Below are 23,047 nucleotides of genomic sequence, written 5' to 3'. Positions count from 1 at the left end.
CGTGAAAAATCACCTGCTGATTGCAACAGCCTGCCTGCTGGGACTGCTGGCCACGACCGGCGCCTCGCTGCCGTACCCGATCCTGCCGCCGCTGTTCGCGGCCGGCGCCGCCGACAACCTGAACCACTTCCTCGGCCTGCCGCCGAAACTGCTGTTCAGTGTCGCCTTGCTGATCAACCCGCTCGGGCTTCTGATCGGCAACGCCGTGCTCGGCCCGCTGTCGGACCGCTTCGGGCGCCGCAAGGTGGTGCTGGTCACCGCCGCCGGCGCCGCGGTCGGCCACGTGCTGACGGCAGGCGCGCTGGCGATGCAGTCGTATCCGCTGTTTCTCGCTGCGCGCTTTGGCACCGGCTTGCTCGAAGGGCAGGCCCCGGTGGTGCGCGCGTTGCTGGCCGAGCGGCTCGAGGGCGACCTGCGCAACCGGGCGATGTCATGGTTTAACGGCGCGCTGCATCTGGGCTGGCTGGTGGGCCCGCTGCTGGCCGGCGTAACCATCGGCTTTGGCCTGTCGGTGCCGTTCTACGTTGCCGCAGGCGCGCTGCTGTTGGGCGCGACCTTTTGCGCGGTGGCGCTGAACAAGGAAAAACCACACGGCGCGGCCGGTTCGTGGTGGTCGGTGGCGCGCGAGCGCCATGCGTTCAACCTGCTGCGCCATGACCAGCTGCGCCTGCTGTTCATCATGCAGCTGGCTTACACCTGCGGCGTGACCGGTTTCTACGAGTTCTATCCGCTGTGGCTGGTGGAAGTGGGCCATTTCGACACCCGCGGCATCTCGCTCGTCAACGTTGGGCTGTGCGGCGTGATGACGCTGTCGGCAGCCTTCGCGGGTGGGCCGAGCAAACTCGATCCGCTGCGCCGTGCGAGCTTTCACGCGATCCTGGTCGCCATCCTCATCGCCAGCGTTGCGCTGGGCAACCTGTGGGTCGGCATGGCCGGGATCGTCCTCTTCGGCCTGCCGCACGCGTTCTATAACGCCACTATCCAGGGCTGGGCGGCGGATCGCTTCGGCGGCCACGGCCAGGGCGCGGTGATGGGGCTCCTGTCGACCACGTTCTGCTTCGCCAATATCGTCATGGCCCTCGGCGGCGCCGTGTTGACCCTGTTCGACACCCGGCTGATCCTGCTGGCCGGCGCCGGCCTGAGTGCGTGGGCCGCATATCGCATGCGTGCGTGGCGCTGGCAGGAAGCGCATGTCCCTGCAAGCAACGCGGCTGAATCATGACCGTTGCATGCACGGAATGCCGCGGGCTGCGACCCGCAGCGCATTGCGCGGCCTGTCGCCGCCGTGCTTGCCTTGCTGTGCACCAAGCAGATCGAGCGGGGACTTGTGACGTGTCAGGTTCAATGGCGCGTCATGCCAGAGGATGCGTGCTGAGTTTGTGGCGACATAAGCGACTTTCCCTTCCGAAGCTGGCTAATTCTTCCCGAGCAAGAGCCTGAGCGTCGTTCGCCACTGAGCGATCGGTCTGTGTGGACCAACAAAAAAGCCCCGGCACGCCGGGGCTTTGGGCACTGCAGGCAAAGGATCTCAGTCCGCAGCGTAGATGTCGTTGTCCTTGGTCTCGCGCACGAACAGCGCGCCGATCACGAAGGTGATGGCAGCGATGACGATCGGATACCACAGGCCGTAGTAGATGTCACCCTTGAACGCCACCAGCGCGAACACGGTGGTCGGCAGCAGGCCGCCGAACCAGCCGTTACCGATGTGGTAGGGCAGGGACATCGACGAGTAGCGGATCCGGGTCGGGAACATCTCGACCAGCATCGCGGCCACCGGCCCGTACACCATGGTCACGTACAGCACCAGGATGAACAGGAACAGCACCACCATCGGTTTGTTGATCTGCTCCGGATCGGCCTTGGCCGGGTAGCCCGCGGCCTTGATGGCGCCGCTCACGTCCTTCTTGAGCGCGGCTTCCTTGTCCTTCGACGCCTGGTCGAAGTTCAGGCCGTCCGGGGTCATGGCCGCGTTAAACGACGGCAGGACCTTGTCGCCCACCTTGATCGTGGCCATCGAGCCCGGGGCGGCATCGACGCGCGTGTAGCTCACCGAGGACGCGGTCAGCATGCCGGTGGCGATGTCGCACGAGGACGGGAACTTGGAGGTGCCGGTCAGGTTGAACTGGAAGTGGCACGATGCCGGATCGGCTTCGACCACCACCGGCGAGTTCTTCAGCGCCGTTTCCAGCTGCGGGTTGCCGTAGTGGGTGATGGCCTTGAAGATCGGGAAGTAGGTCAGCGCGGCGATCAGGCAGCCGCCCAGGATGATCCACTTGCGGCCGATGCGGTCCGACAGCGAGCCGAAGAAGATGAAGAACGGGGTGGCCAGCGCCAGCGAGATCGCGATCAGGATGTTCGCGGTCGGGCCGTCGATCTTCAGCGTCTGCGTCAGGAAGAACAAGGCGTAGAACTGGCCGGTGTACCAGACCACGGCCTGGCCCATCGTCAGGCCGACCAGGGCCAGGATGACGATCTTGGCGTTCTTCCAGTGCAGGAAGGACTCGGTCAGCGGCGCCTTCGAGGTCTTGCCTTCGGACTTCATCTTGGCGAAGGCCGGCGACTCGTTCATCGACAGGCGGATCCACACCGAGACGGCCAGCAGCAGCACGGACACCAGGAACGGCACGCGCCAGCCCCATTCGGCGAAGTCCTTCTCGCCCATGGCGGTACGAGTGCCCAGGATCACCAGCAGCGACAGGAACAGGCCCAGCGTCGCGGTGGTCTGGATCCACGAGGTGAAGAAGCCGCGGCGGCCTTCCGGCGCGTGCTCGGCCACGTAAGTCGCGGCGCCGCCGTACTCGCCACCCAGCGCCAGGCCTTGCAGGATGCGCAGGCTGACCAGGATGATCGGCGCGGCAACGCCAATGGAGGCGTGGCTTGGCAACAGGCCCACGATGAAGGTCGAACCGCCCATGATCAGGATGGTGATCAGGAAGGTGTACTTACGTCCGATCAGGTCGCCCAGGCGGCCGAACACCAGCGCGCCGAACGGGCGCACGATGAAGCCGGCCGCAAATGCCAGGAGCGCAAAGATGAAGGTGACGGTCGGGTCGCCAATGAAGAACTGCTTGGCGATGATCGGTGCAAGCGAGCCGTACAGGTAAAAGTCGTACCATTCGAAAACGGTACCGAGGGACGATGCGAAGATGACTTTCCGCTCTTCCTTGGTGAGCCCCGCAGTGGTAGGCATTGCCTTTCCACCGGCGGTCATGCCAGGTGTGATAGCCATTGTGTTGTCTCCGTGTAGTAATTATCCGGTTTGGATATAGCCGATCCTTCGTCAGCTATCTCGCAGTGTGGAATGTAAAACTTACACGAGTCTTGCTCCAGGCTTACTGGAACCTTACGGCGATCTAACATTGAGCTTACTCAAACCACCTTTTTCGCGGTGGGGCTTGCCCCTTGAGGCGGTACCCCATGCTATTCTGCAAACCTCCGTAGGGTGGGCAGGTTTCCTGCCCACGCGTCCAGCCAGTGCTTGCTCTGTCCGAACGCGTGGGCAGGAGGACCTGCCCACCCTACATATGCAAACGGCTCAGTTGGAGCCCCTGTGATACGAGAAATATATGATTAAGCACATCGTCATGTGGAAACTGAAGGACCAGGCCGAAGGCGCCGACCGCGCCACCAATGCCCGGGAGATGAAACGCCGTCTCGATGCCTGCGCCAACATCGTGCCGGGCATGCGCAAGTTCGAGGTGGCGCTGGCGCAGCCGGGGCTGGAGGCGACTTACGACGTGGTGCTGTACTCGGAATTCGACAGCAAGGAAGCGCTGGCCGCCTACGCCGCGCACCCGACCCACCAGGCAGTGGTGCCGTTCATCGGCGCGGTGCGCGAAGCGCGCCAGTGCATGGATTACGAAGCCTGATCTTTTCCGCGGAGGCCGCATGCGTACCACCCGGGAGCTGTTCTCCTTGCAGGGCAAAACCGCCATCGTGACCGGCGGCTCGCGTGGACTGGGCCTGCAGATGGCCCAGGCGCTGGGAGAACAGGGGGCGCGCCTCGTGATCTCGGCGCGCAAGCAGGACGAACTGGACGAGGCCGTGGCCCACCTGGCGCAACGCGGCATCGAAGCGCAGGCGATCGCGGTGGACCTGGGGCAGGAGGCGCAGGTGCGGCCCTTTGCCGAACAAGCGGTGGCGCGGCTCGGGCAGGTCGACATCCTCGTCAACAACGCCGGCGCCAGCTGGGGTTCGCCGGCCGAGGATCACCCGCTGGACGCGTGGGACAAGGTGATGAACCTGAACGTGCGCAGCATGTTCCTGCTGACCCAGGCGGTGGGCAAGCTGTCGATGATTCCGCGCCGGTATGGGCGCATCGTGAACATCTCGTCGATCGCGGGATTGGCCGGCAATGCGCCGGGGACGATGCAGACGCTGGCTTACAACACCTCCAAGGGTGCGGTGGTTAATTTCACGCGTGCGCTGGCGGCGGAGTGGGGCCGCTATGGCATCACCGTGAACTCGATCGCGCCGGGCTTCTTTCCGTCCAAGATGACGAAAGGGGTGCTGTCCACGATGGGCGAGGAACTGGCCGATGCTGCGCCACTCGGGCGGCTGGGCGACGACGAGGACCTGAAGGGCGCCGTGGTGCTGTTCGCGTCGGATGCGGGCAAGCACATCACGGGGCAAATCCTGGCGGTGGATGGCGGCGTGTCGGCGATCTAGCTATTTCCCACACGCCTGAAACCGTCGTCCCCGCGAAGGCGGGGACCCATAGACCGCGTGCCCCGACGCTCAGCATGGGTCCCCGCCTCCGCGGGGACGACGGTTTTACTGCTAACTAGCTGGCTTCTGCCTGCTCCGGGCACAGCGGCTGCACCACGCGCTCGCTCAATTCCGGCGGCGCGCCCGCATACAAGCGCACCACCGTCGAAGTGCGCGTTCCATACCCCGGCGATTCGATGCACACGGCCGACAGCATGCGCTCCATCTCGATCGGCACGCCGGTGGCCGGCAGCCGCATGTCCGGCGCACGCGTGGTGTCGGCCAGCATTTCGAAATAGGCTTCCTCGGGCGCGCCCTGGCACAGCAGGCTGGCAAACTGCGCCTTGGTGCGCATCACCTTCGGCCACGGATCGTCCAGCAGGCCGTTCGAAATCCCGTAGATGCCGGGCTCCAGCGGTTTGCCGTTGCGCGGGTCGTCCAGCCCCCGGTTCGAAAACCAGTACAGGCCGTCGCGGTCGCCGAGCACGAGGTTAAAGCCGTTGTACACGCCAGAGCCGGGGGCGATGCGTTCGATGTAGTCGGCCGCACTTTGCTCGCCCTGCAGAAAGTCCGCCACCAGCGCGCCGCGCGTGGGCGCATCGGGGCGCTTTTCCTGTGGCCCGCGGATGTTGGTCAGCGCGGCGAACCGCGGCCCGCCCGGGCCATCGAGCGTCACGCCCATCCAGCTGCCGCCGCCGCGCAAGTCGCGGCCTGCGATCACGTTGGGATTTTCGGGCCAGGGACCCGCCGGCGTGGCCGGGCGGTCGTAATACTCGTCACGGTTGGCTGCCGCAATCAAGGGCACGCCCGGGATCACGCGCCAGGCAAAGACAATCAGGCACATGCTGTGAAATCCGTAAAAACTTCGCCGTGACGCGCGCCGCCTTCAACCAGGTGGTGCACGCCGGCGTCACGCGCGGCCTGTTCCAGGCTCTTTGCGAATTCGTCGGTCACGGATGAATACACTTCCATCCAGGTCTGCACGCCGTTGCACTCCGCGGGCCGGCGCTGCAGCCGTCCGGCCACGCCCAGGTTGGCCTCCACGCGCGCCTGCATGGCACGAACGACAGGTTCCAGCCGCGCGGCGTTCTCCGCGCGCACCTTGTAATACACGTACAGGTCGATCATGGCTTACAGGTCGAGCGCGTCGAGCGGGTAGGGCATGGGCAGGAAGCGGACCTTCGCGCCGCTGGCCGCGCCAAGGTGTACGTCCTCTTCCAGCGCGGCGAGCTTCATCTCGATCAGGGCATCCGCGCCGCCGGCGCCGTTGGCGGCGGCGTTCACCACCATGCCGCAGGGCTGGTCGGGATCGGCCGTCGAAAACACTTCCTGCCCGGCCTGCGCGGCGGCGTTGTCGATGGTCGCGAGCGCGGTGCGGCGCTTGAGCTTGCCCAGGTACTGGCTGCGCGCCACGATTTCCTGGCCCGGATAGCAGCCCTTCTTGAAGTTGACGCCGCCAAGGAGCTCGAGATTGATCATCTGCGGCACGAACTGCTCCTGCGTGCTGGCCGTCACCTGCGGCACGCCAGCGTGGATCGACGCCAGGTTCCAGGCCTGGTTGCCGCCCAGTGCCAGCGCTTCCTTCAATGCCGGCAGCGCGGCGCTGGCGCGCTCGGCGCTCGCCAGCCACAGGTAGCGCGGCGCGCCGAATGCGTCGGCCACGCGGATCACGGTGCCAGCGTCGCCAGCCACGGTTGCGTAGGGCGCCACCGGTAGCGTGCCGAACTGCTCGCGCAGGGCCGCTTCGCCCTTGCCGCCGCCGATGCCGATCACGGCCTCGTTGGCGGGATCTTGCGTGGCATCGGCCAGCTTGGCCTTGGCGCGCAGCACGTACATCGACAGGCGCTTTTGCAGCGGCGCCTGCAGCGCGCGCGGCAGCTGCAAATAGATGGCTTCGGCGTCGCGCCACATCAGGAAGCTGCCCAGCAGGCGGCCCTTGGGCGTACAGTAGCCGGCCAGGCGCGCCTCGCCAGGCGCCAGGTGTTCGACGTCGTTGGTCAGCTGGTTGTGGAGGAAGCTGGCGGCATCAAGGCCGGCAACGGAGATGAGTCCCAGGTCGGTGACCGATGCCACGAAACCATCGGCCAGCTCGGCGGCGCCGAGGGCGCGGCCAAAGTCTTCGACCTGAGTGGCTTCGTCGATATGGAAGCGGGCGCCGTGGGACGCAAGGTATTCTGTCCAGTTACTCATAAACTCGGTTATTTTTGCGTTTAGGCTTTATCATTACGGCCTCATTATAGAGTTGTCGAGAATTTCGCGCCGGACCCGGCGTAATACCCCTACTACCCGAATGGCACTAATAAAAAAACTCATCGTGACCGGCGTGATCGTGTCGGTCGCGGCGGCCGCGGGCTTTTCCTGGTGGGCCAAGCAGCCGATCAGCACGGCCGATGCGGTGATTCCCTTCGCCGTCGAACCAGGCAGCGGCGCGGGTGCTGCGGCGCAGCAGATCGCCAAGGCAGGCGTGCCGATCAACCCTTTCCTGTTTGCGACGCTGGCGCGCATCTCGGGCAAGAGCTCGCGCATCAAGGCCGGCAGCTACGAGCTCAAGCCCAACACCTCGCCCCGCACGCTGCTCACCCAACTGGTGCGCGGCGAGTTCGCGCAGGAATCGGTCACGATCATCGAAGGCTGGACCTTCCGCCAGATGCGCCAGGTGATCGCCGCCGCGCCCAGTCTCAAACATGACGCGGCCGACCTGTCGGACAAGGAACTGCTGCAAAAGATCGCGCCGCAACTGTCGTACAAGTCGCCCGAAGGGCTGTTCTTCCCGGATACCTACCTGTTCGCGAAAGGCTCGAGCGAGCTGCAGATCTTCCGCCAGGCACACCAGGCGATGATGGACCGGCTGAAAGCGGCGTGGGAAAAGCGCGACCCCAACCTCCCGTATGCGAATCCGTACGAAGCGCTGATCATGGCCTCGATCGTCGAGAAGGAGACCGGGCAGAAGTCGGAGCGCCCGATGATCGCGGGCGTGTTCGTGAACCGCCTGAAGGCCGGCATGCTGCTGCAGACCGACCCCACCGTCATCTACGGCATGGGCGAGAAGTACGAGGGTAAAATCCGCAAGAAGGACCTGGAAACGGACACCCCTTACAATACCTACGTGCGTGCCGGCCTGCCGCCCACGCCGATCGCGCTGCCGGGCGTGCAGTCGCTGCAGGCGGCGCTGTCGCCGGCCCGCACCGAAGCGCTGTACTTCGTCTCGCGCGGCGATGGCACCAGCAAGTTTTCCGACAACCTGACGGACCACAACAAGGCCGTCAACCGATACCAGCGGCAGGCCCCATGACGCAGCAGACCACGGCAGTGCCGGGCAAATTCATCACTTTCGAAGGCATTGACGGCGCAGGCAAGTCGACACACATCGGCTTTGTCGTCGACTTTTTGGCCGCGCGCGGCAAGACCGTCGTGTCCTCGCGCGAGCCGGGCGGCACGCGCCTGGGCGAACAGCTGCGCGAGCTGCTGCTGCACGAGAAGATGCACGTGGAGACCGAGGCGCTCCTGATGTTCGCCAGCCGCCGCGAGCACCTGGCGCAGGTGATCGAGCCGGGCATCGAGCGTGGCGACTGGGTGCTGTCGGACCGCTTCACCGATGCCAGTTTCGCCTACCAGTCGGCGGCGGGCGGCATGGACCGCGACAAGATCATGGCGCTGGCGCAGTGGGTGCACGCAAGGCGCTGGCCCGACCTGACGCTGCTGTTCGACGTGCCGGTCGAGGTGGCGCGCCAGCGTCTTGACGCCGAGCGCACGCTCGACAAGTTCGAACAGGAGAAGGCCGACTTCTTCTCGCGCTGCCGCAACGAGTACCTGCGGCTGGCCGGCGAGCATCCCGGCCGCATCGTCGTGATCGATTCGACCAGGAGCATCGACGAGACGCGCGCCGCCATTGCCGCGGCGCTGGAGCGGCTGCTGTGACCGCGATCCATCCGTGGCAGCAGGCCGCGTGGGAGCAGCTGCAGCACATGCGCGAGCGGCTGCCGCACGCGATCCTGTTCTACGGCGCCGAAGGCACCGGCAAGACCGGCTTCATCGAGGCCTTCGCCCAGTCGCTGTTGTGCGAGAACGTGCGGCCGGATGGGCACGCCTGCGGCGAATGCGCCTCGTGCGGCTGGTTCGCGCAGCAGAATCATCCCGACTACCGGCGCGTGCGCCCCGAGGCGCTGGAAGACGAGGCGGCCGCCGCCGAGGGCGAGGACGCGGACGGCGACAAGAAGAAGTCCGCCAAGAGCGCATCGAAAGAGATCAGGATCGAGCAGATCCGCTCGCTGGCCGACTTCATGAACATCTCGACCCACCGGCAGGGCTTGCGCGTGGTCGTGCTGTACCCGGCCGAGGCGCTCAACATGCCGGCCTCCAACGCGCTGCTCAAGACGCTGGAAGAGCCGCCCCCCGGCACCGTGTTCCTGCTCTCGTCCAACAGCATCGACCGGCTGTTGCCGACCATCCTGTCGCGCTGCCGCAAGTTTGCGCTGCCGATGCCGGCGCACGACGAAGCGCTGGCATGGCTGCAGGCGCAGGGCGTGCAGGACGCCGACAGCTGGCTGCGCGAGCAGGGCGGGGCGCCGCTGCTTGCGCTGGCCCAGGCCGAGTCCGGCAACCGCGAGGAACTGGACGTGCTGCTGCACCTGCTGGCCCGTCCGAGCGCGGACGCCGCCCTGAAGGCCGCCGAACGGCTGTCCAAGGCGCCGCTGGCCTCGCTGGTGGCGTGGGAGCAGCGCTGGCTGTATGACTTGCTCTCTTGTAAACTTTCGGGCACCGTGCGCTACTATCCCCGTTATCAGAGGGAGCTTGCGGCCCTGGCCGCCAGCGTGCACACTGCCGGCGTGCTCAAGGCGATCAAGGGCGTTACCGAGCGCCGGGCCGTGGCGGACCACCCGCTGTCGCCAAAATTGTTTGTCGAAGATATGCTGCTTGAGTACACTCTCTGCTGCACATGAAAGGATACCGATGAGCGGCAACCGGAACGACACCAGCAGCCCAGCCAACCAGCCACGGCCGTCGGTGTTGTCGCTTGCCATCAAGGAAAAAGCGGCGCTGTACGCGGCCTATATGCCGTTCTTGAAGAATGGCGGCATCTTCGTGCCGACCAACAAGCCGTACAAGATCGGCGACGAGATCTACCTGATCCTGACGCTGATGGAGGACCCGACCAAGTTCCCGATTGCCGGCCGCGTCGCCTGGATCACGCCGGCGGGAGCCAACAATAACAAGGCGCAGGGCGTCGGGGTACATTTCCCGGCCGACGAATCGGGTCAGCGTGCCCGCCTGCGCATCGAAGAAATCCTCGGCGCCGCGCTGCGTTCGTCGCGCGCCACGCATACCCTCTAGTCTTTTCGCTTTATGCCGTCCTACGTTCACCGCACCGCCCGCATCGAAGACCTGCCTGTCATCGTCGATATTTACAATTCCACCATTGCTTCGCGTGAAGTGACCGCCGATACCGAGCCGATCACCGTGCAGTCGCGCGAGGGCTGGTTTGCCGACCACACGCCGGACCGGCGCCCGCTGTGGGTCATCCATCGTGCCGACGATACCGCGGCGGAGCCGGAAATCGTGGGCTGGCTGTCGTACTCGAACTTCTATGGCCGGCCGGCGTATTCGGGCACGGCCGAGCTGTCGATCTATGTCGCGGAGAAATGGCGCGGCAAGGGCGTGGGCCGCTATTGCCTGGAAGAGGCGATTGCGTTCGCGCCGCAGGTCAAGGTGCACACCTTGCTGGGATTCATCTTCGGGCACAACAAGCCGAGCCTGGAACTGTTCCGAAAGTTCGGCTTCGAGACCTGGGCGCATTTCCCGCGCGTGGCCAACCTGGACGGCATCGAGCGCGACCTGGACATCCTCGGCAAGCGGGTGGCCTGACCGATCGTAGGGTGGGCAGGTTCTCCTGCCCACGCGTTCAGCCAGCGTCAAAGTGCCTCACGCGTGGGCGGCAGGCAGTGCTGGGGCTGGTTGAACGCGTGGGCAGCAAGCTGCCCACCCTACGTTGTCCTGGCAGCGTTTGGCGCGGTTTGCCCCCGCGCCGTACAATGTGCGGATGTACATCGATTCCCACTGCCACATCAATTTCCCCGAGCTCGCCGCGCGCATGCCCGAGGTGCTGGCCAAAATGGCCGAGAACAAGGTCAGCCACGCGCTGTGCGTCTCGGTGGACTTGCCGGATTTCCCGCAGGTGCTCGCGCTGGCCGAGCAATATCCCCACATCTACGCCTCGGTCGGCGTGCACCCGGACTACGAGGACACGCCCGAGCCTACGGTCGAGCAACTGGTCGAGCTGGCCAAACACCCGCGCATCGTCGCCATCGGCGAGACCGGCCTGGACTACTACCGGCTGGAAGGCGACCTGGAATGGCAGCGCGAGCGCTTTCGCACTCACATCCGGGCCTCGCGCATCGCCAGGAAACCACTGATCATCCATACCCGATCGGCAAGCAGCGACACGATCCGCATCCTGCAGGAAGAGGGCGCGGCGCCGGACAAGGGCGGCGTGGCCGGCGTGATGCACTGCTTTACCGAGTCGCTGGAAGTGGCCCAGGCGGCCATGCAGATGGGCTTCTACATCTCCTTTTCCGGCATCGTCACCTTCAAGAGCGCCAAGGAGCTGCAGGCGGTCGCCAGAGCCGTTCCGCTTGAACGGATGTTGATCGAAACCGACTCGCCGTATCTCGCGCCGGTGCCGTACCGTGGCAAAATGAACGAGCCCGGCTTCGTGCCGCATGTGGCCGAGTTCATCGCCACGCTCAAGGACGTGCCGCTGCGCGAGGTGGCGCGGCAGACGACGGATAACTTCTTCAAGCTGTTCAACGTGCCAAGGGACTGACCATGACCACACCGCGCCGCGCGATCTTCCGCAGCTTCCTGTTCTCGGTCTGCATGCTTGTCGGCGCGGCGCAGGCCGCCACCAGTGCCCAGGTGGCGGAGTTCTTCCGGGCGGTGCAGACGGACGATGCGCGTACCGTCAAGTCGATGCTGGCCGGCGGCTTCGACGCCAACAGCCTGAACCCGATCGGCGGCGAGCCGGCGCTGGTGCTGGCGGCGCGCGAGGGCTCGATGCAGGTGCTCGACACCTTGCTGGCCCATCCTGGCACCAGGATCGATACGCCCGCCGTCAACGGCAATACCGCCCTGATGATGGCGGCCTTCAAGCACAACATGCCGGCGGCGCAGGCGCTGCTGGCCAAGGGCGCCGCCGTCAACCGCGACGGCTGGACCCCGCTGCACTACGCGGCGGCCGGCGGCGACAACGAGATCGCCCGCCTGCTGCTCGATCACGGCGCGAAGGTCGATGCGCTCTCGCCGCGAGCGAGCGGCGCCTACACCCCGTTGATGATGGCCGCGCGCGAAGGCCACGACAGTACCGCGCTGCTCCTGATCGACAGCGGGGCCAACCCGGGCCTGACCAATTCCGAAGGCCTGACGCCTGCCCAGCTGGCCGAGCGCGCCGGCAAGACCCAGGTGGCTGCCGCCATCACCGCGCGCGCCGCGCACCACTGAAAAGCGGCCGTCGCCGCCAATCGAGGAAATGGCACGGAAAACCGTGCCACCTCGGCGCATACCCCGCGTGCATTGCCTTGGATAATCCAAGATAGCAAACACACAAGCGCATGACGCGCAGACAAAGGGGAAGCCAATGCTCAATGAGCGAGAGATCGAGAGCTGCTACCTGGGGCAGTTCATCCCGGTGCACTACCATCACAACATGCTGATGGACCAGAACCGCATGCACGCATTCAAGTGCGCCATCGACCATGTGGTATTCCCCGGCGCCAAGGTCCTGGAACTGGGCGGCGGCACCGGCGTGCTGTCGTTCTTCGCTGCCCAAAAGGCGGACAAGGTGTACTGCGTCGAGTTCAATCCCGACCTGGTGCAGGAAGCCCGGCGCTTCCTGGCACAGAACGCGCGCGGCGACCGCGTGGAGGTGATCCACGCCGACGCGTTCGACTACCTGCCGCCGGAGCCGGTGGATGTGGTGATCTGCGAGATGATCCACGTGGGCATGCTGCGCGAGAAGCAGGTGGACGTGATCGAGGCCTTCAAGCAGCGCTATTTCGAACGCTTCGGCGGCCCGCTGCCGATGTTCATCCCCGAAGCGGTGCTGATGGCCGTGCAGCCGCTGCAGAAAGACTACAACTTCGAAGGCTACGTCGCGCCCATCATCCAGTTCGAGGAAACGACCGTGTTCCAGTCGGGCACCGTGCAGCTGGGCCAGCCGGTCATCTACAGCGTGCTGGACTTTACGACGGCGGTGGACCCGATGATCGGTTTCGACGGCCAGTTGCTGATCGAGCAGGCCGGCGAGCTGAACGCGCTGCGCTTCATCACCAAGAACGTGTTGTCCGTGGTGCAGGAGCGCGGCAGCACCATCGACTGGCTCAACCACTACATGTGCCTGCCGCTGGCGCAGCCGCTGCGGGTGGAAGAGGGCGACATCGTCCAGCTCTCGTTCCGCTACCGCGCCGGGGGCTCGATCCCGTCGCTGCAGGCATCGATCCGCGCCGAGGTGGTGCATTCGGCCGCTTGTCTGCCGCAGGTGGCCTTCGCTTAAGCAGGCGGGGCGAGCGCTCCCGTTCGCCCCCCGTTTTCCACCGCCGGTCGGCCCGGGACGCCATTCGTCGCACCGCGATTGAAACGCGTCGGCCGCGCCCGTACAGTCACGCTACCGATGTTGATCAAGTCAGGGAGCGAATGATGCTGGGTTTCCTCGTGTGGCTGCTGTTGCTGTTCCTGTGCTGGCCGATCGCGCTGCTGGCGCTCGTGCTGTATCCTGTGGCTTGGCTGGTCTGCCTGCCGTTTCGCCTGGTCGGCATCGGCGTCGAGGCTGTGTTCGCCTTGCTGCGCTCGATCGTGATGCTGCCGGCGCGCGTGCTGGGTGGCGGTTCTGTCCGCTAAGTAGTGCCTCCCAGCAGTGTGGTCCAATTAACAGACGGTCGGGTCGCGATCGCCTACTGTGATCGTTCTCTCCTTTAACACAGGAACCGACAATGCGACTGGACATTTACCGCAGGGCCGAACAGGACGGCAAATTCTCGTATCTGGCAGTGCCGGAAGCGCGCAACATCCCCGAAGAGGCCACCAACACCGACTGGGAGGTGGAGGCGCGCGCCATCGAAGTGGATGACAACGCGGACCAGATTCCCGATTACGATATCGACAACCTCAACGGCCAGATCCGCGAGAAAGGCTACGCCGTCACCTCGACCTTCCACTGACCCGACTCGCGCCCCCGCGCCTGTTGCGCCGGCCCGACGCGGCCGGCGGCGCGCCGTACGGCTCCCGCCGGAACGGCCCCCGGCCCCGCTTGGGCGCAGGCGGTTGTGGTATCCTTGCGCCTCGATTAATGAAGAGGCCAGCCGTACCTGGCGGGCTGCAATTGGGGGCGCGATGAAGTGGGCGGTAGTAGGTTTTCTCATTCTCTCGATCCTGCACATTCACTTTCGCGGCAGGGTGCGCCTGCCGTTCGGCCGGCAGCTGTTCGACCATTCGTCGTTCATGGCGCCAATCAATATCTGGATGCACCTGTTCTCCCGGGTGCCGAACACGCCGTTCATTCCCGTTTCCGAGTTTCCCGAGCTGGCGCCGCTGCAGCAGAACTGGCAAGTGATCCGCGCCGAGGCCGAGAACCTGGTCGCGCTGCAAAAGATCAAGGCCGCCGAAAAGAACGATGACGCCGGCTTCAACTCCTTCTTCAAGAACGGCTGGAAGCGCTTCTACCTGAAGTGGTACGACGCCAGCCACCCGTCTGCCGAGCGTCTGTGCCCGGAGACCTACAAGCTGCTGCAGAGCATTCCGTCGGTCAAGGCGGCGATGTTTGCCGAGCTGCCGCCCGGCGGCAAGCTCAATCCGCACCGCGACCCGTTCGCCGGATCGCTGCGCTACCACCTGGGCCTGGCCACGCCCAACGACGACCGTTGCTTCATCGACGTCGATGGCCAGCCGTACAGCTGGCGCGACGGCCAGGGGGTGATCTTCGACGAAACCTTCATCCACTGGGCAATCAACGGCAGCGAGCGCGACCGCATCATCCTGTTCTGCGACGTCGAGCGTCCGATGCGCTTTGGCTGGATGCAGGCGATCAACCGCTGGCTCGGCCGCACGATGATGACGGCTGCCGCCTCGCCCAACGAAAGCGGCGACCAGACGGGCCTGGTCAGCAAGCTGTTCCGCATCTCCTACGTGATGGGCCAGTACCGCCGCCGCTACAAGGCCTGGAACAAGACCGCGTACAAGCTGACCAAAGTCGCCCTCATCGTCGGCCTGGCCGCCCTTATCTACTGGATCTGAACCCCGGCGCGGGACATCCCGCGCGCGGCGACGGGTAGAATGGTCCATCGGCCGCTGCGCCGGAGCCAACGCAGCCGGTTCGTGGCTTCGGCTCCGACGATTTTCCGAAAGGCGGGTATGGACCACGCTCACAAGAACTTCATCCTCGACGTCACCGCGCGCACGCACGACCTGACGCTGGCCACGGTGCGCGCATGAGCGACACACGCGATACGGACTCGACCATGCTGGCCATGGTGCTGGAGCGGCCCGGGGCGCCCTTGAAGGCAACCAGGCTGCCGATTCCCGCGCCCGGCCCGGACGAGGTGCTGGTGCGCGTGCTGGCCTGTGGCGTGTGCCGGACCGACCTGCATATCGTTGACGGCGAGCTGCCGCCGCACCGGCTGCCGCTGGTTCCCGGGCACGAGATCGTCGGCATCGTTGCAGCGGCGGGTGCGCAGGTGCAAGACTTGCGCGTGGGCCAGCGCGTCGGCATTCCGTGGCTGGGCGGCGCCTGCGGCCAGTGCGAGTGGTGCACGAGCGGGCGCGAGAACCTGTGCGAGTCGGCCAGCTTCACCGGCTACGACCGCGATGGCGGCTACGCCGAGTACACGGTCGCCCGGGCCGACTTTTGCCTGTTGCTGCCCGGCCTCTACGACGACCGCCACGCGGCGCCGCTGCTGTGCGCCGGGCTGATCGGGTACCGGGCGTATGCGATGGCAGGGCAGGGACGGCGGCTGGGCCTGTACGGCTTCGGGGCGGCCGCGCACATCATCGCCCAGCTCGCGGTCGGGCAGGGCCGGGAGGTGTTTGCCTTTACCCGGCCTGGCGACGAGCACTCGCAGCAGTTTGCCCGCTCGCTAGGCGCAAGCTGGGCGGGGGCGTCGGGGGATGCACCGCCGAAACCGCTGGACGCGGCCATTTTGTTCGCGCCCACCGGTGAGCTGGTGCCACAGGCGCTTGCCGCGAGCAACAAGGGCGCCACGGTGGTCTGCGCGGGCATCCACATGAGCGATATCCCGTCGTTTCCGTATTCTTTGCTGTGGGGCGAACGCTGTGTGCGCTCGGTCGCCAACCTGACGCGCGCGGACGGGACGGCCTTCATGGCGCTCGCCGCGCAGGTGCCCATCCGGACCGCGCCCGTCGTGTATCCGTTGGCCCAGGCGAACCAGGCACTGGAGGACTTGCGCGCGGGCCGCTTCGACGGTGCCGCCGTGCTCGTGCCGGGTTAGCCAGCGGGTTCAGGACGCCGCCGGCGGGCCGTCGGCGGGCACCTGGTTGCGCAAGGATTCACGCGCTCAGGCTGCAGCCCCAGGCGCGTGCCTGGACCGCGCTGTTCGCCCCGGCCGCTAACGGAAGACCAGAACGGGCAAGGCGCTGTGCGTGAGCACCTTTTGGGTTTGGCTGCCGAGCAGCACGCCCTTGATGCCCTTGCGCCCGTGCGAGGCCATAGCGACCAGGTCGCATCCCTTGTTGTTCGCGGTGGTGATGATGGCGGTGTAGGGTTCGTCCGCTTCCACCGTGACGCTGTCAAAGGGGATGCCGGCATTGCGCGCCAGCTCTTCCACCGGCGCCAGGCATTCGGCGCAAAGCCGGTCGCGGCTGCGCCGGTATTCCTCGTACGCCTCGTCCACCACGATGGGTTCGTAGCTGAACAGGTGCAAGGGCGCGCTGGAATGGAGGATGGTCAGGCGCGCGCCGATGTCGGCGGCGAAGCGGACGCAGTGAGCGGCCGCCACCACCGATGCCGGGGACCCGTCTGTCGGAAAGAGGATGTGCTTGAACACGGTTTTTCCTTTTGCCCGAGAACTCCGACCAGTGTGCACCCTCGCCGCAAGGAGCACGTTTGACGGCCATCAATCGTGTGACCCGACGCCTAATGGGCCATCAGCACCGGCACGGTCATTGCATCGAGCACGGTGCGGGTGACGCCGCCCAGCAGCAGTTCGCGAAAGCGTGCGTGGCCGTAGCCCCCCATCACCAGCAGGCCGGCTTGCTGGTCGGCAGCCAGCGACAGCAAGGCATTGCCGTCGCCGATGTCCAGGCGTTCCTCGAGCACGTTGGCGCGCACGCCGTGCCGGCCGAGCCAGGCGACCAGGTCGGTGGCATGCGCGGCCAGGCTGCCCGCAGCGCCGCGCCCGAACTGCACCACGGTGACTGCAGCGGCCAGGCACAACAGCGGTAGCGCATGGCCCAGCGCGCGCGTTGCCTCGATGCTTTCGTCCCACGCCACCAGCGCCTTGCCGCCCGGCGACCACGGCCGGTCGACGTACGGCGCCAGCAACAACGGCCGCGCAGTGTTGAGCATGACGAATTCCGGCAACTCGCGCACGGCGCCGGCCACCTCGTGCGCGGGGGCGGTCTGGCTCAGGACCAGCAGGTCGGCGTAGCGCGACATCAGCACCAGCGCGCCCTCGGGGTCGTCCGCGACCAGGCGCGGCTCGCGCGAGGCGACGCCCTCGGCGGCAGCGATTGCCTCGAACTCGTCCAGCGCGCGGTGCGCGTGCTCGTGCAGCGACGCCGCGTACGGCGACACGACGTTACGGGCAAGCGCCGCCGTGGAAGCGGGATAGATGAAGCGCGACACCCCGGTGGCCGCCACGCCGACCAGGTGCGCGCCCTCCGCGCGGGCCAGCGCGCACGCCAGCAGAACCCGGGCTGGCGCGTGCACGGACGTGTCGGCGTGCACAGCGATGGTTTTGTAGCGCATGAGGCTTCCTTCCGCATTCACTGAGCGGGTAAGATGATCGCTCCGGGCGCGATGCGCCGTTTGATGTAGCTCATTGGCGCGCCGGCCTGCGCCCTTACGCTGTCAGCTTCGGCCGGACGGAGGAGAATGCATGAGTGTACGCAACCTGCAGTACCTGTTCGACCCGCACTCGGTGGCCGTCATCGGCGCTTCCGATCGGCCGCACAGCGTCGGCGCCACCGTGTTTCGTAACCTGCTGGCCGGTTCGTTCCGCGGGCCGGTGTACGCGGTCAACCCCAGGCACCGCACCGTCGCCGGCCGCCAGGCCTATCCCGACGTGGCGGCGCTGCCGGCCGCGCCCGAACTGGCCGTCATCTGCACCCCCGCGCCCACGGTGCCCGGCATTATTGCGGCGCTGGCCGCGCGCGGCACGCGGGCAGCCATCATCATCTCGGCCGGGCTTGGCGCCGCGTCGGGAACGCCTGGCGTCACCTGGCTGCAGGCGGCGCTCGCCGCGGCGCGGCCCAGGCTGCTGCGCATCCTCGGCCCCAACTGCATCGGCCTGATCGTGCCGGCGATCGGGCTGAACGCGAGCTTTGCCCATACCAACGCCTTGTCCGGCCGCACGGCCTTCGTCTCGCAATCGGGCGCGCTCGTGACCGGCGTGCTCGACTGGGCCAAGTCGCGCGGCATCGGCTTTTCGCGCTTCATTTCGCTGGGCGAGGGGGCGGACGTCGATTTTGGCGACGTGCTCGATTACCTCGCCGGCGACCCGCTCACCCAGTCGATCCTGCTGTACATCGAGGACGTGCGCCACGCGCGCAAGTTCATGTCGGCCGCGCGCGCGGCCGGGCGCAGCAAGCCCACCGTCGTGCTCAAGGCCGGCCGGGTGGCCGAAGGGGCGCGCGCCGCAGCCTCGCACAGCGGCGCGCTGGCGGGCAGCGACGCCGTGTACGAGGCCGCCTTCCGCCGCGCCGGCATGCTGCGCGTGATGAGCACCGAGGAATTGTTTGACGCCACCGAAACGCTGGCCCATGCGCGCCGCGGCCACGGCGAGCGGCTGGCGATCCTGACCAACGGCGGCGGCCCGGGCGTGATGGCGACGGACGAGCTGGTATGCGGCGGCGGCACGCTCGCCACCTTGTCCACCGACACGCTCGCGCGGCTGGATGCGCTGCTGCCGCCATCGTGGCCGCGCGCAAACCCGATCGACATCATCGGCGACGCCCCGCCCGAGCGCTACCGCGACGCGCTGCAGGTACTGCTCGAAGCGCCCGAGGTCGATGCCGTGCTGCTGATCCATTGTCCCACCGCGATTGTGTCCAGCGCAGAGATCGCGCGCGCCGTCGTGCCGCTGACCAGGAACACGTCCAGGAACGTGTTCGGCTGCTGGCTGGGCGGGGACGCGCTGGCGGACGCGCGGCGGATATGGGCGAGCGCCAGGCTGCCTGCCTACGATACGCCGGAGGACGCCATCCATGCCTTCCTGCAGATCGTGCGTTACCGGCACAACCAGCAATTGCTGATGCAAGTGCCGCCGGCAGCGCCCGCCGGCCAGCAGCCCGAGCCCGGTGTCGCCCGCGCCCTGGTGCGCGCCGCGCTCGCGTCGGGGCGCCAGATGCTGACCGAGCCGGAGTCAAAAGCGCTGCTGGCGGCCTACGGCATCCCGGTGGTCGACACGCGCAGCGTGGAAACCGTCGCCGGCGCCGTCGAGGCAGCGCATGCGATCGGCTTTCCGGTAGCGCTCAAGATTCTGTCGCCCGACGTGACCCACAAGACCGACGTCGGCGGCGTGGAGCTCGACCTGCCGGACGCCGCCGCGGTGCAGGCGGCCGCGCAGGCAATGGCCGATCGCCTGGCGCATTTCAAGCCCGGTGCACGCCTGCTGGGCTACACCGTGCAGGCGATGGCACGGCGGCCCGACGCCCTCGAGCTGCTGGCGGGCACCGCGACCGATCCCGTGTTCGGGCCGGTGATCGTGTTCGGCCAGGGCGGCATTACGGTGGACATCACGGCCGACCGCGCGCTCGCCTTGCCGCCGCTGGACATGGTGCTGGCGCACGACCTGCTGCGCCGCACCCGGGTGTCGCGCCTGCTGGGCGGCTACCGCAACCGCCCGGCGGTGGACACCGAAGCCGTGTGCGCCGTGCTGATTCGCCTGTCGCACCTGGTGACCGACATACCCGAGGTGCTGGAGCTGGACATCAATCCGCTGCTGGTGGATCACAATGGCGTCATTGCGCTCGATGCGCGCGTGCGGGTGGCCCCGGCGCCGGACGTCGACCCGTACAGCCGGCTGGCGATCCGGCCCTATCCGCAGGAGCTGGAACGGACCGTAACCTGGCAGGGACAGCCGCTGACGATCCGCCCCGTGCGGCCGGAAGACGCACCGGCCCACGTCGCGTTCTTCAACCGCCTCACGCCCGAGGACGTGCGCCTGCGCATGTTCGTGCGCCTGCGCGAGTTGTCGCCCGCGCAGCTGGCGCGCTTCACCCAGATCGATTACGACCGCGAGATGGCGTTCATCGCCACCCGCGTGGGCCCGGACGGCGAACCGGAAACGCTGGGCGTGTCGCGCGCCGTGGCCGACCCCGACAACGTGAAGGCGGAGTTTGCGGTGACGATACGCTCGGACCTGAAAGGGCAGGGGCTGGGCACGCTCCTGATGCAGGTGCTGGTCGACTACTGTCGCGACAAGGGGATCCGCGAACTGGTTGGCGAGGCGCTGGCCGAGAACGTGGCGATCCTGCGCCTCGCGGCGCGGCTGGGTTTCCACAAGACCCAGCTGCCCGGCGAGGAAATCGTCAGCATGTGCCTCAACCTGCAAGGCCCAGGCGTCGCGCGCCCCGCCGTGCCAGCTTGAGCAAATCGAACCAGAGCACGCTGCTGGCGCCGATCGCGCAGGCCGTGCCCAGCGCCGCCAGCGGCACCGGGCCGAAGTAGAACAGTTCGGCAAGGAAGGGCACCAGCACCGCCAGCGCCAGGATCGCGCAGGCGGCCACGCACACCGCCCAGGCGATCGGGTTGGGCGTGAACATGGCGCCGATGCTGGTACGGCTGCGCGAACGGTTGGAAAAGATCAGCCCCACATCGGCCAGCACCAGCGCGCAAAAGCCGAATGCGCGCGCCTGCGACGGCTCCAGGTGCCGCACCGCCCAGCCGTAGGCAAGCAGCACCGTGAGCAGCACCACCACGCCCTGGGCAAAGCCGTAGGCCAGCGCGCCCGGCCCGAGCAGGGGCGCGTCGGGCCGGCGCGGCTTTTCGCGCATCAGGTCGCGTTCCGGCGGCTCGTTTTCGAACGCGAGCGCGCAGGTGGGCGCAATCAGCAGCTCCAGGAAGACGATGTGCACCGGGTACAGGAAGATCGGCCAGCCCAGCAGCACGGGCAGCAGCGCCATGCCGGCGGTAGGCACGTGGACCGAGACGATGTAGATCATCGCCTTGCGCATGTTCGCGAAGATATGGCGGCCCAGGCGCACGCCCGCCACGATGGACGAGAACTGGTCGTCCAGCAGGACCAGCGAGGCCGCCTGGCGCGCCACGTCGGTGCCGCGCTGGCCCATCGCCACGCCGACATGCGCCGCGCGCAGGGCCGGCGCGTCGTTCACGCCGTCACCGGTCATGGTCACCACCTCGCCGCTGGCACGCAAGGACTGCACGATGGCCAGCTTCTGCTCGGGCGCGACGCGGGCGCACACGTTGGTTGTGCGCAAACGTTCGGCCAGGGCGGCGGGGGCCAGCGCGGCGAGTTCGTCCCCGGTGACCGGTTCGCTGTCGCCAAGGCCGGCGTCACGGGCGATGTGGCGCGCCGTGGCCGGATAGTCGCCGGTAATCATCACCACGCGGATGCCGGCTCGCTGGCACTCGGCGGTGGCGGCGGCAATGCCCGGACGCAGCGGGTCGGCAAACCCGACCAGCCCCAGCAACGAAAAGTCGAAGGCGTGCGCCTCGCTCGGCCACGGCGGGCCATCGTAGGCCGCGGTCGCCACCGCCAGCACCCGCAGCCCCTCGGCCGCGAGCGCATCCACTTGCGCCAGCACGCGGTCGCGTTCGTCGGCGGGCAGGTGGCACAGGTCGATGATGGCTTCCGGCGCACCCTTGGCTCCGACCGCCGCGCTGCCCTCCGGGTCGCCGACCCAGGCGTGCGACACCGCGCGCATGCCGGCCGTCATGCCGAATTCCGCCGCCTGGGTCCATTCCGGGTGCAGGTGTTCGGTGGCGCGCAGCGCGCGCTGGCCGAGCCGCTGCACCGCCTTGTCCATCGGCTCGGCCGAGTCGGCGGGGCTGGCCAGCAGGGCGAATTCGAGCAGGCGATGGTAGGGCTCCGGCAGCGCGTCGGTGGCCTCGTTCACCCGGAGCATCTCGCCATCGGCCAAGAGGGCGGCAACGCTCATCCGGTTCTCGGTGAGCGTGCCGGTCTTGTCGACGCACAGCACCGAGGTGGTGCCCAGCGTTTCGATGGCCGACAGGCGCCGCGTGAGCACATTCACGCGGGCCAGGCGCCACGCACCGAGCGCAGGGAACACGGCCAGCACCAGGGCAAATTCCTCTGGCAGCAGCGACAGCGCCAGCGCGATGCCGGCCAGCAGGGAATCGAGCCAGCTGCCGCCGGTTCCGCGGTAATAGGCGACCAGGAACACGCTGACCGCGGCGCCGGCGGTCGCAAACACGGTGATCAGGCGCCCGACCTGGCGCTCCAGCGGCGAGCGGCCGCGCCCGACATCGCTCAGTGCCGCGCCGATGCGCCCGATGTGGCTTGCCGGACCGATCGCCGTTACGCGCAGCAGGCCGTGGCCTTGCACGACCGTGGTGCCCGAAAAGGCGTACGGCGTATCCTGGCCACCGGCGGGACCGACCGCGCCTTGCAGCAGCGCCTGCACCGCCGTGCAGGGTTGCGTGGACTTGGCCACGGTTTCCGACTCACCCGTGAGCAGCGATTCGTCCACGGCCATGCCTTCGGCGCGCACCAGCACACCGTCCGCCGGCACGCGGTCGCCCTCGCGCAGCAGGCACAGGTCGCCGCGCACGACCTCGCGGCTGTCGATGAGTTCCCATTGGCCATTGCGCAGCACGGTGGCCTTGGGGCTCGACAGCTCGCGCAGCGCTTCCAGCGCACGTTCGGACTTGCCTTCCTGGTACAGGTCGATGGCGACGGTCAGCAGCACCATGGTCGCCAGCAGCGCGCCTTCGCGCGCGTCGCCAAGCAGCAGGTAGAGCAGGGCGCCGCCCGTGAGCAACAGGAACATCGGCTGCGTAACAGCCTCGCGCACCAGCGCCCAGGCGCCGCCCCGCGCGCTTGCCGGCAATGCGTTTGGTCCTTCCGTGGCCAGGCGCTGGCCAGCTTCGTCCGGGCTCAGCCCTTCTTCGTATTCTGTGCTTTCCATCTGGCCG

The 23,047-nt window shown here is 67.2% G+C and carries 23 protein-coding genes; 16 read left to right on the top strand and 7 right to left on the bottom strand.

Annotated features, from left to right (window positions below):
- Position 1 precedes the first annotated feature (1 nt).
- Positions 2-1,222 (top strand): MFS transporter, encoded by a 1,221-nt coding sequence (locus tag NX773_RS08105; protein WP_258855793.1) that lies wholly within the window; start codon positions 2-4, stop codon positions 1,220-1,222.
- A 306-nt stretch (positions 1,223-1,528) separates the two neighbouring features.
- Here NX773_RS08105 and NX773_RS08100 read toward each other — a convergent pair whose 3' ends face one another.
- Positions 1,529-3,229, bottom strand: coding sequence for an MFS transporter (locus NX773_RS08100; RefSeq protein ID WP_370662226.1), 1,701 nt, complete (start codon positions 3,227-3,229; stop codon positions 1,529-1,531).
- A 337-nt stretch (positions 3,230-3,566) separates the two neighbouring features.
- Here NX773_RS08100 and NX773_RS08095 point away from each other — a divergent pair, with 337 nt between their 5' ends.
- Positions 3,567-3,869 carry a Dabb family protein gene (locus NX773_RS08095; protein WP_258855791.1) on the top strand — a complete coding sequence of 101 codons (303 nt, stop codon included), beginning with the start codon at positions 3,567-3,569 and terminating at the stop codon, positions 3,867-3,869.
- 19 nt (positions 3,870-3,888) lie between these two features.
- Positions 3,889-4,668 carry an SDR family oxidoreductase gene (locus NX773_RS08090; protein WP_258855790.1) on the top strand — a complete coding sequence of 260 codons (780 nt, stop codon included), beginning with the start codon at positions 3,889-3,891 and terminating at the stop codon, positions 4,666-4,668.
- Positions 4,669-4,783: 115 nt separating this feature from the next.
- Here NX773_RS08090 and NX773_RS08085 read toward each other — a convergent pair whose 3' ends face one another.
- From NX773_RS08085 to ygfZ, 3 genes are read right to left on the bottom strand one after another with little or no spacing between them, the layout of a single operon-like run.
- Entirely contained in the window at positions 4,784-5,551 is a 768-nt protein-coding gene (locus NX773_RS08085) for an NRDE family protein (RefSeq protein ID WP_258855789.1), read from the bottom strand.
- Positions 5,542-5,835, bottom strand: coding sequence for a DUF4936 family protein (locus NX773_RS08080; protein ID WP_258855788.1), 294 nt, complete (start codon positions 5,833-5,835; stop codon positions 5,542-5,544). Before NX773_RS08080 ends, NX773_RS08085 begins: the two co-directional genes overlap by 10 nt.
- A 3-nt stretch (positions 5,836-5,838) precedes the next feature.
- Positions 5,839-6,897: a CAF17-like 4Fe-4S cluster assembly/insertion protein YgfZ gene (gene ygfZ / locus NX773_RS08075; RefSeq protein WP_258855787.1), complete on the bottom strand. Its 1,059-nt coding sequence runs from the start codon at positions 6,895-6,897 to the stop codon at positions 5,839-5,841.
- Positions 6,898-6,997: 100 nt separating this feature from the next.
- On the opposite strand from ygfZ, the gene mltG reads away from it, so the two are divergent.
- The 12 genes from mltG (at position 6,998) to NX773_RS08015 (ending at position 16,199) form a co-directional block, all read left to right on the top strand.
- Positions 6,998-7,999: an endolytic transglycosylase MltG gene (gene mltG / locus NX773_RS08070; protein ID WP_258855786.1), complete on the top strand. Its 1,002-nt coding sequence runs from the start codon at positions 6,998-7,000 to the stop codon at positions 7,997-7,999.
- Complete coding sequence (gene tmk / locus NX773_RS08065) at positions 7,996-8,625, top strand: dTMP kinase (RefSeq protein ID WP_258855785.1); 630 nt, start codon at positions 7,996-7,998, stop codon at positions 8,623-8,625. The genes mltG and tmk overlap by 4 nt, the downstream gene beginning before the upstream one ends.
- Entirely contained in the window at positions 8,622-9,647 is a 1,026-nt protein-coding gene (locus tag NX773_RS08060; protein WP_258855784.1) for a DNA polymerase III subunit delta', read from the top strand. The genes tmk and NX773_RS08060 overlap by 4 nt, the downstream gene beginning before the upstream one ends.
- A gap of 10 nt (positions 9,648-9,657) precedes the next feature.
- Positions 9,658-10,038 (top strand): PilZ domain-containing protein, encoded by a 381-nt coding sequence (locus tag NX773_RS08055; protein WP_258855783.1) that lies wholly within the window; start codon positions 9,658-9,660, stop codon positions 10,036-10,038.
- A gap of 12 nt (positions 10,039-10,050) precedes the next feature.
- Positions 10,051-10,569 carry a GNAT family N-acetyltransferase gene (locus NX773_RS08050; RefSeq protein ID WP_258855782.1) on the top strand — a complete coding sequence of 173 codons (519 nt, stop codon included), beginning with the start codon at positions 10,051-10,053 and terminating at the stop codon, positions 10,567-10,569.
- A gap of 175 nt (positions 10,570-10,744) precedes the next feature.
- Positions 10,745-11,527: a TatD family hydrolase gene (locus NX773_RS08045; protein WP_258855781.1), complete on the top strand. Its 783-nt coding sequence runs from the start codon at positions 10,745-10,747 to the stop codon at positions 11,525-11,527.
- A gap of 2 nt (positions 11,528-11,529) precedes the next feature.
- Positions 11,530-12,201: an ankyrin repeat domain-containing protein gene (locus NX773_RS08040; RefSeq protein WP_258855780.1), complete on the top strand. Its 672-nt coding sequence runs from the start codon at positions 11,530-11,532 to the stop codon at positions 12,199-12,201.
- Positions 12,202-12,337: 136 nt separating this feature from the next.
- Positions 12,338-13,252, top strand: coding sequence for a class I SAM-dependent methyltransferase (locus NX773_RS08035; RefSeq protein ID WP_258855779.1), 915 nt, complete (start codon positions 12,338-12,340; stop codon positions 13,250-13,252).
- Positions 13,253-13,395: 143 nt separating this feature from the next.
- Positions 13,396-13,596: a hypothetical protein gene (locus NX773_RS08030; RefSeq protein ID WP_258822711.1), complete on the top strand. Its 201-nt coding sequence runs from the start codon at positions 13,396-13,398 to the stop codon at positions 13,594-13,596.
- 92 nt (positions 13,597-13,688) lie between these two features.
- Positions 13,689-13,916, top strand: coding sequence for a DUF6139 family protein (locus tag NX773_RS08025; RefSeq protein ID WP_258855778.1), 228 nt, complete (start codon positions 13,689-13,691; stop codon positions 13,914-13,916).
- Positions 13,917-14,088: 172 nt separating this feature from the next.
- The gene (gene lpxO, locus NX773_RS08020; protein ID WP_258855777.1) at positions 14,089-14,988 is read left to right on the top strand and encodes a lipid A hydroxylase LpxO; all 900 of its coding nucleotides are present in this window, start codon (positions 14,089-14,091) and stop codon (positions 14,986-14,988) included.
- A 224-nt stretch (positions 14,989-15,212) separates the two neighbouring features.
- Entirely contained in the window at positions 15,213-16,199 is a 987-nt protein-coding gene (locus NX773_RS08015; protein WP_258855869.1) for a zinc-dependent alcohol dehydrogenase family protein, read from the top strand.
- A gap of 117 nt (positions 16,200-16,316) precedes the next feature.
- Here NX773_RS08015 and NX773_RS08010 read toward each other — a convergent pair whose 3' ends face one another.
- The gene (locus tag NX773_RS08010) at positions 16,317-16,754 is read right to left on the bottom strand and encodes a universal stress protein (protein ID WP_258855776.1); all 438 of its coding nucleotides are present in this window, start codon (positions 16,752-16,754) and stop codon (positions 16,317-16,319) included.
- Between the two features lie 89 nt (positions 16,755-16,843).
- Positions 16,844-17,677 carry a universal stress protein gene (locus NX773_RS08005; RefSeq protein WP_258855775.1) on the bottom strand — a complete coding sequence of 278 codons (834 nt, stop codon included), beginning with the start codon at positions 17,675-17,677 and terminating at the stop codon, positions 16,844-16,846.
- A gap of 130 nt (positions 17,678-17,807) precedes the next feature.
- On the opposite strand from NX773_RS08005, the gene NX773_RS08000 reads away from it, so the two are divergent.
- The gene (locus NX773_RS08000) at positions 17,808-20,519 is read left to right on the top strand and encodes a bifunctional acetate--CoA ligase family protein/GNAT family N-acetyltransferase (RefSeq protein ID WP_258855774.1); all 2,712 of its coding nucleotides are present in this window, start codon (positions 17,808-17,810) and stop codon (positions 20,517-20,519) included.
- Here NX773_RS08000 and NX773_RS07995 read toward each other — a convergent pair.
- On the bottom strand, positions 20,473-23,040 hold the full coding sequence (locus NX773_RS07995; protein WP_258855773.1) for a cation-translocating P-type ATPase: 2,568 nt from the start codon (positions 23,038-23,040) through the stop codon (positions 20,473-20,475). The two genes, NX773_RS08000 and NX773_RS07995, sit on opposite strands and share 47 nt — an antisense overlap.
- Positions 23,041-23,047: the final 7 nt, after the last annotated feature.

It is taken from the genome of Massilia solisilvae (assembly GCF_024753215.1).
Classification (GTDB): Bacteria; Pseudomonadota; Gammaproteobacteria; order Burkholderiales; family Burkholderiaceae_D; genus Telluria; species Telluria solisilvae.
Note: the sequence above shows the minus strand (reverse complement) of the source record. Positions and strands in the feature narration are given on the sequence as shown.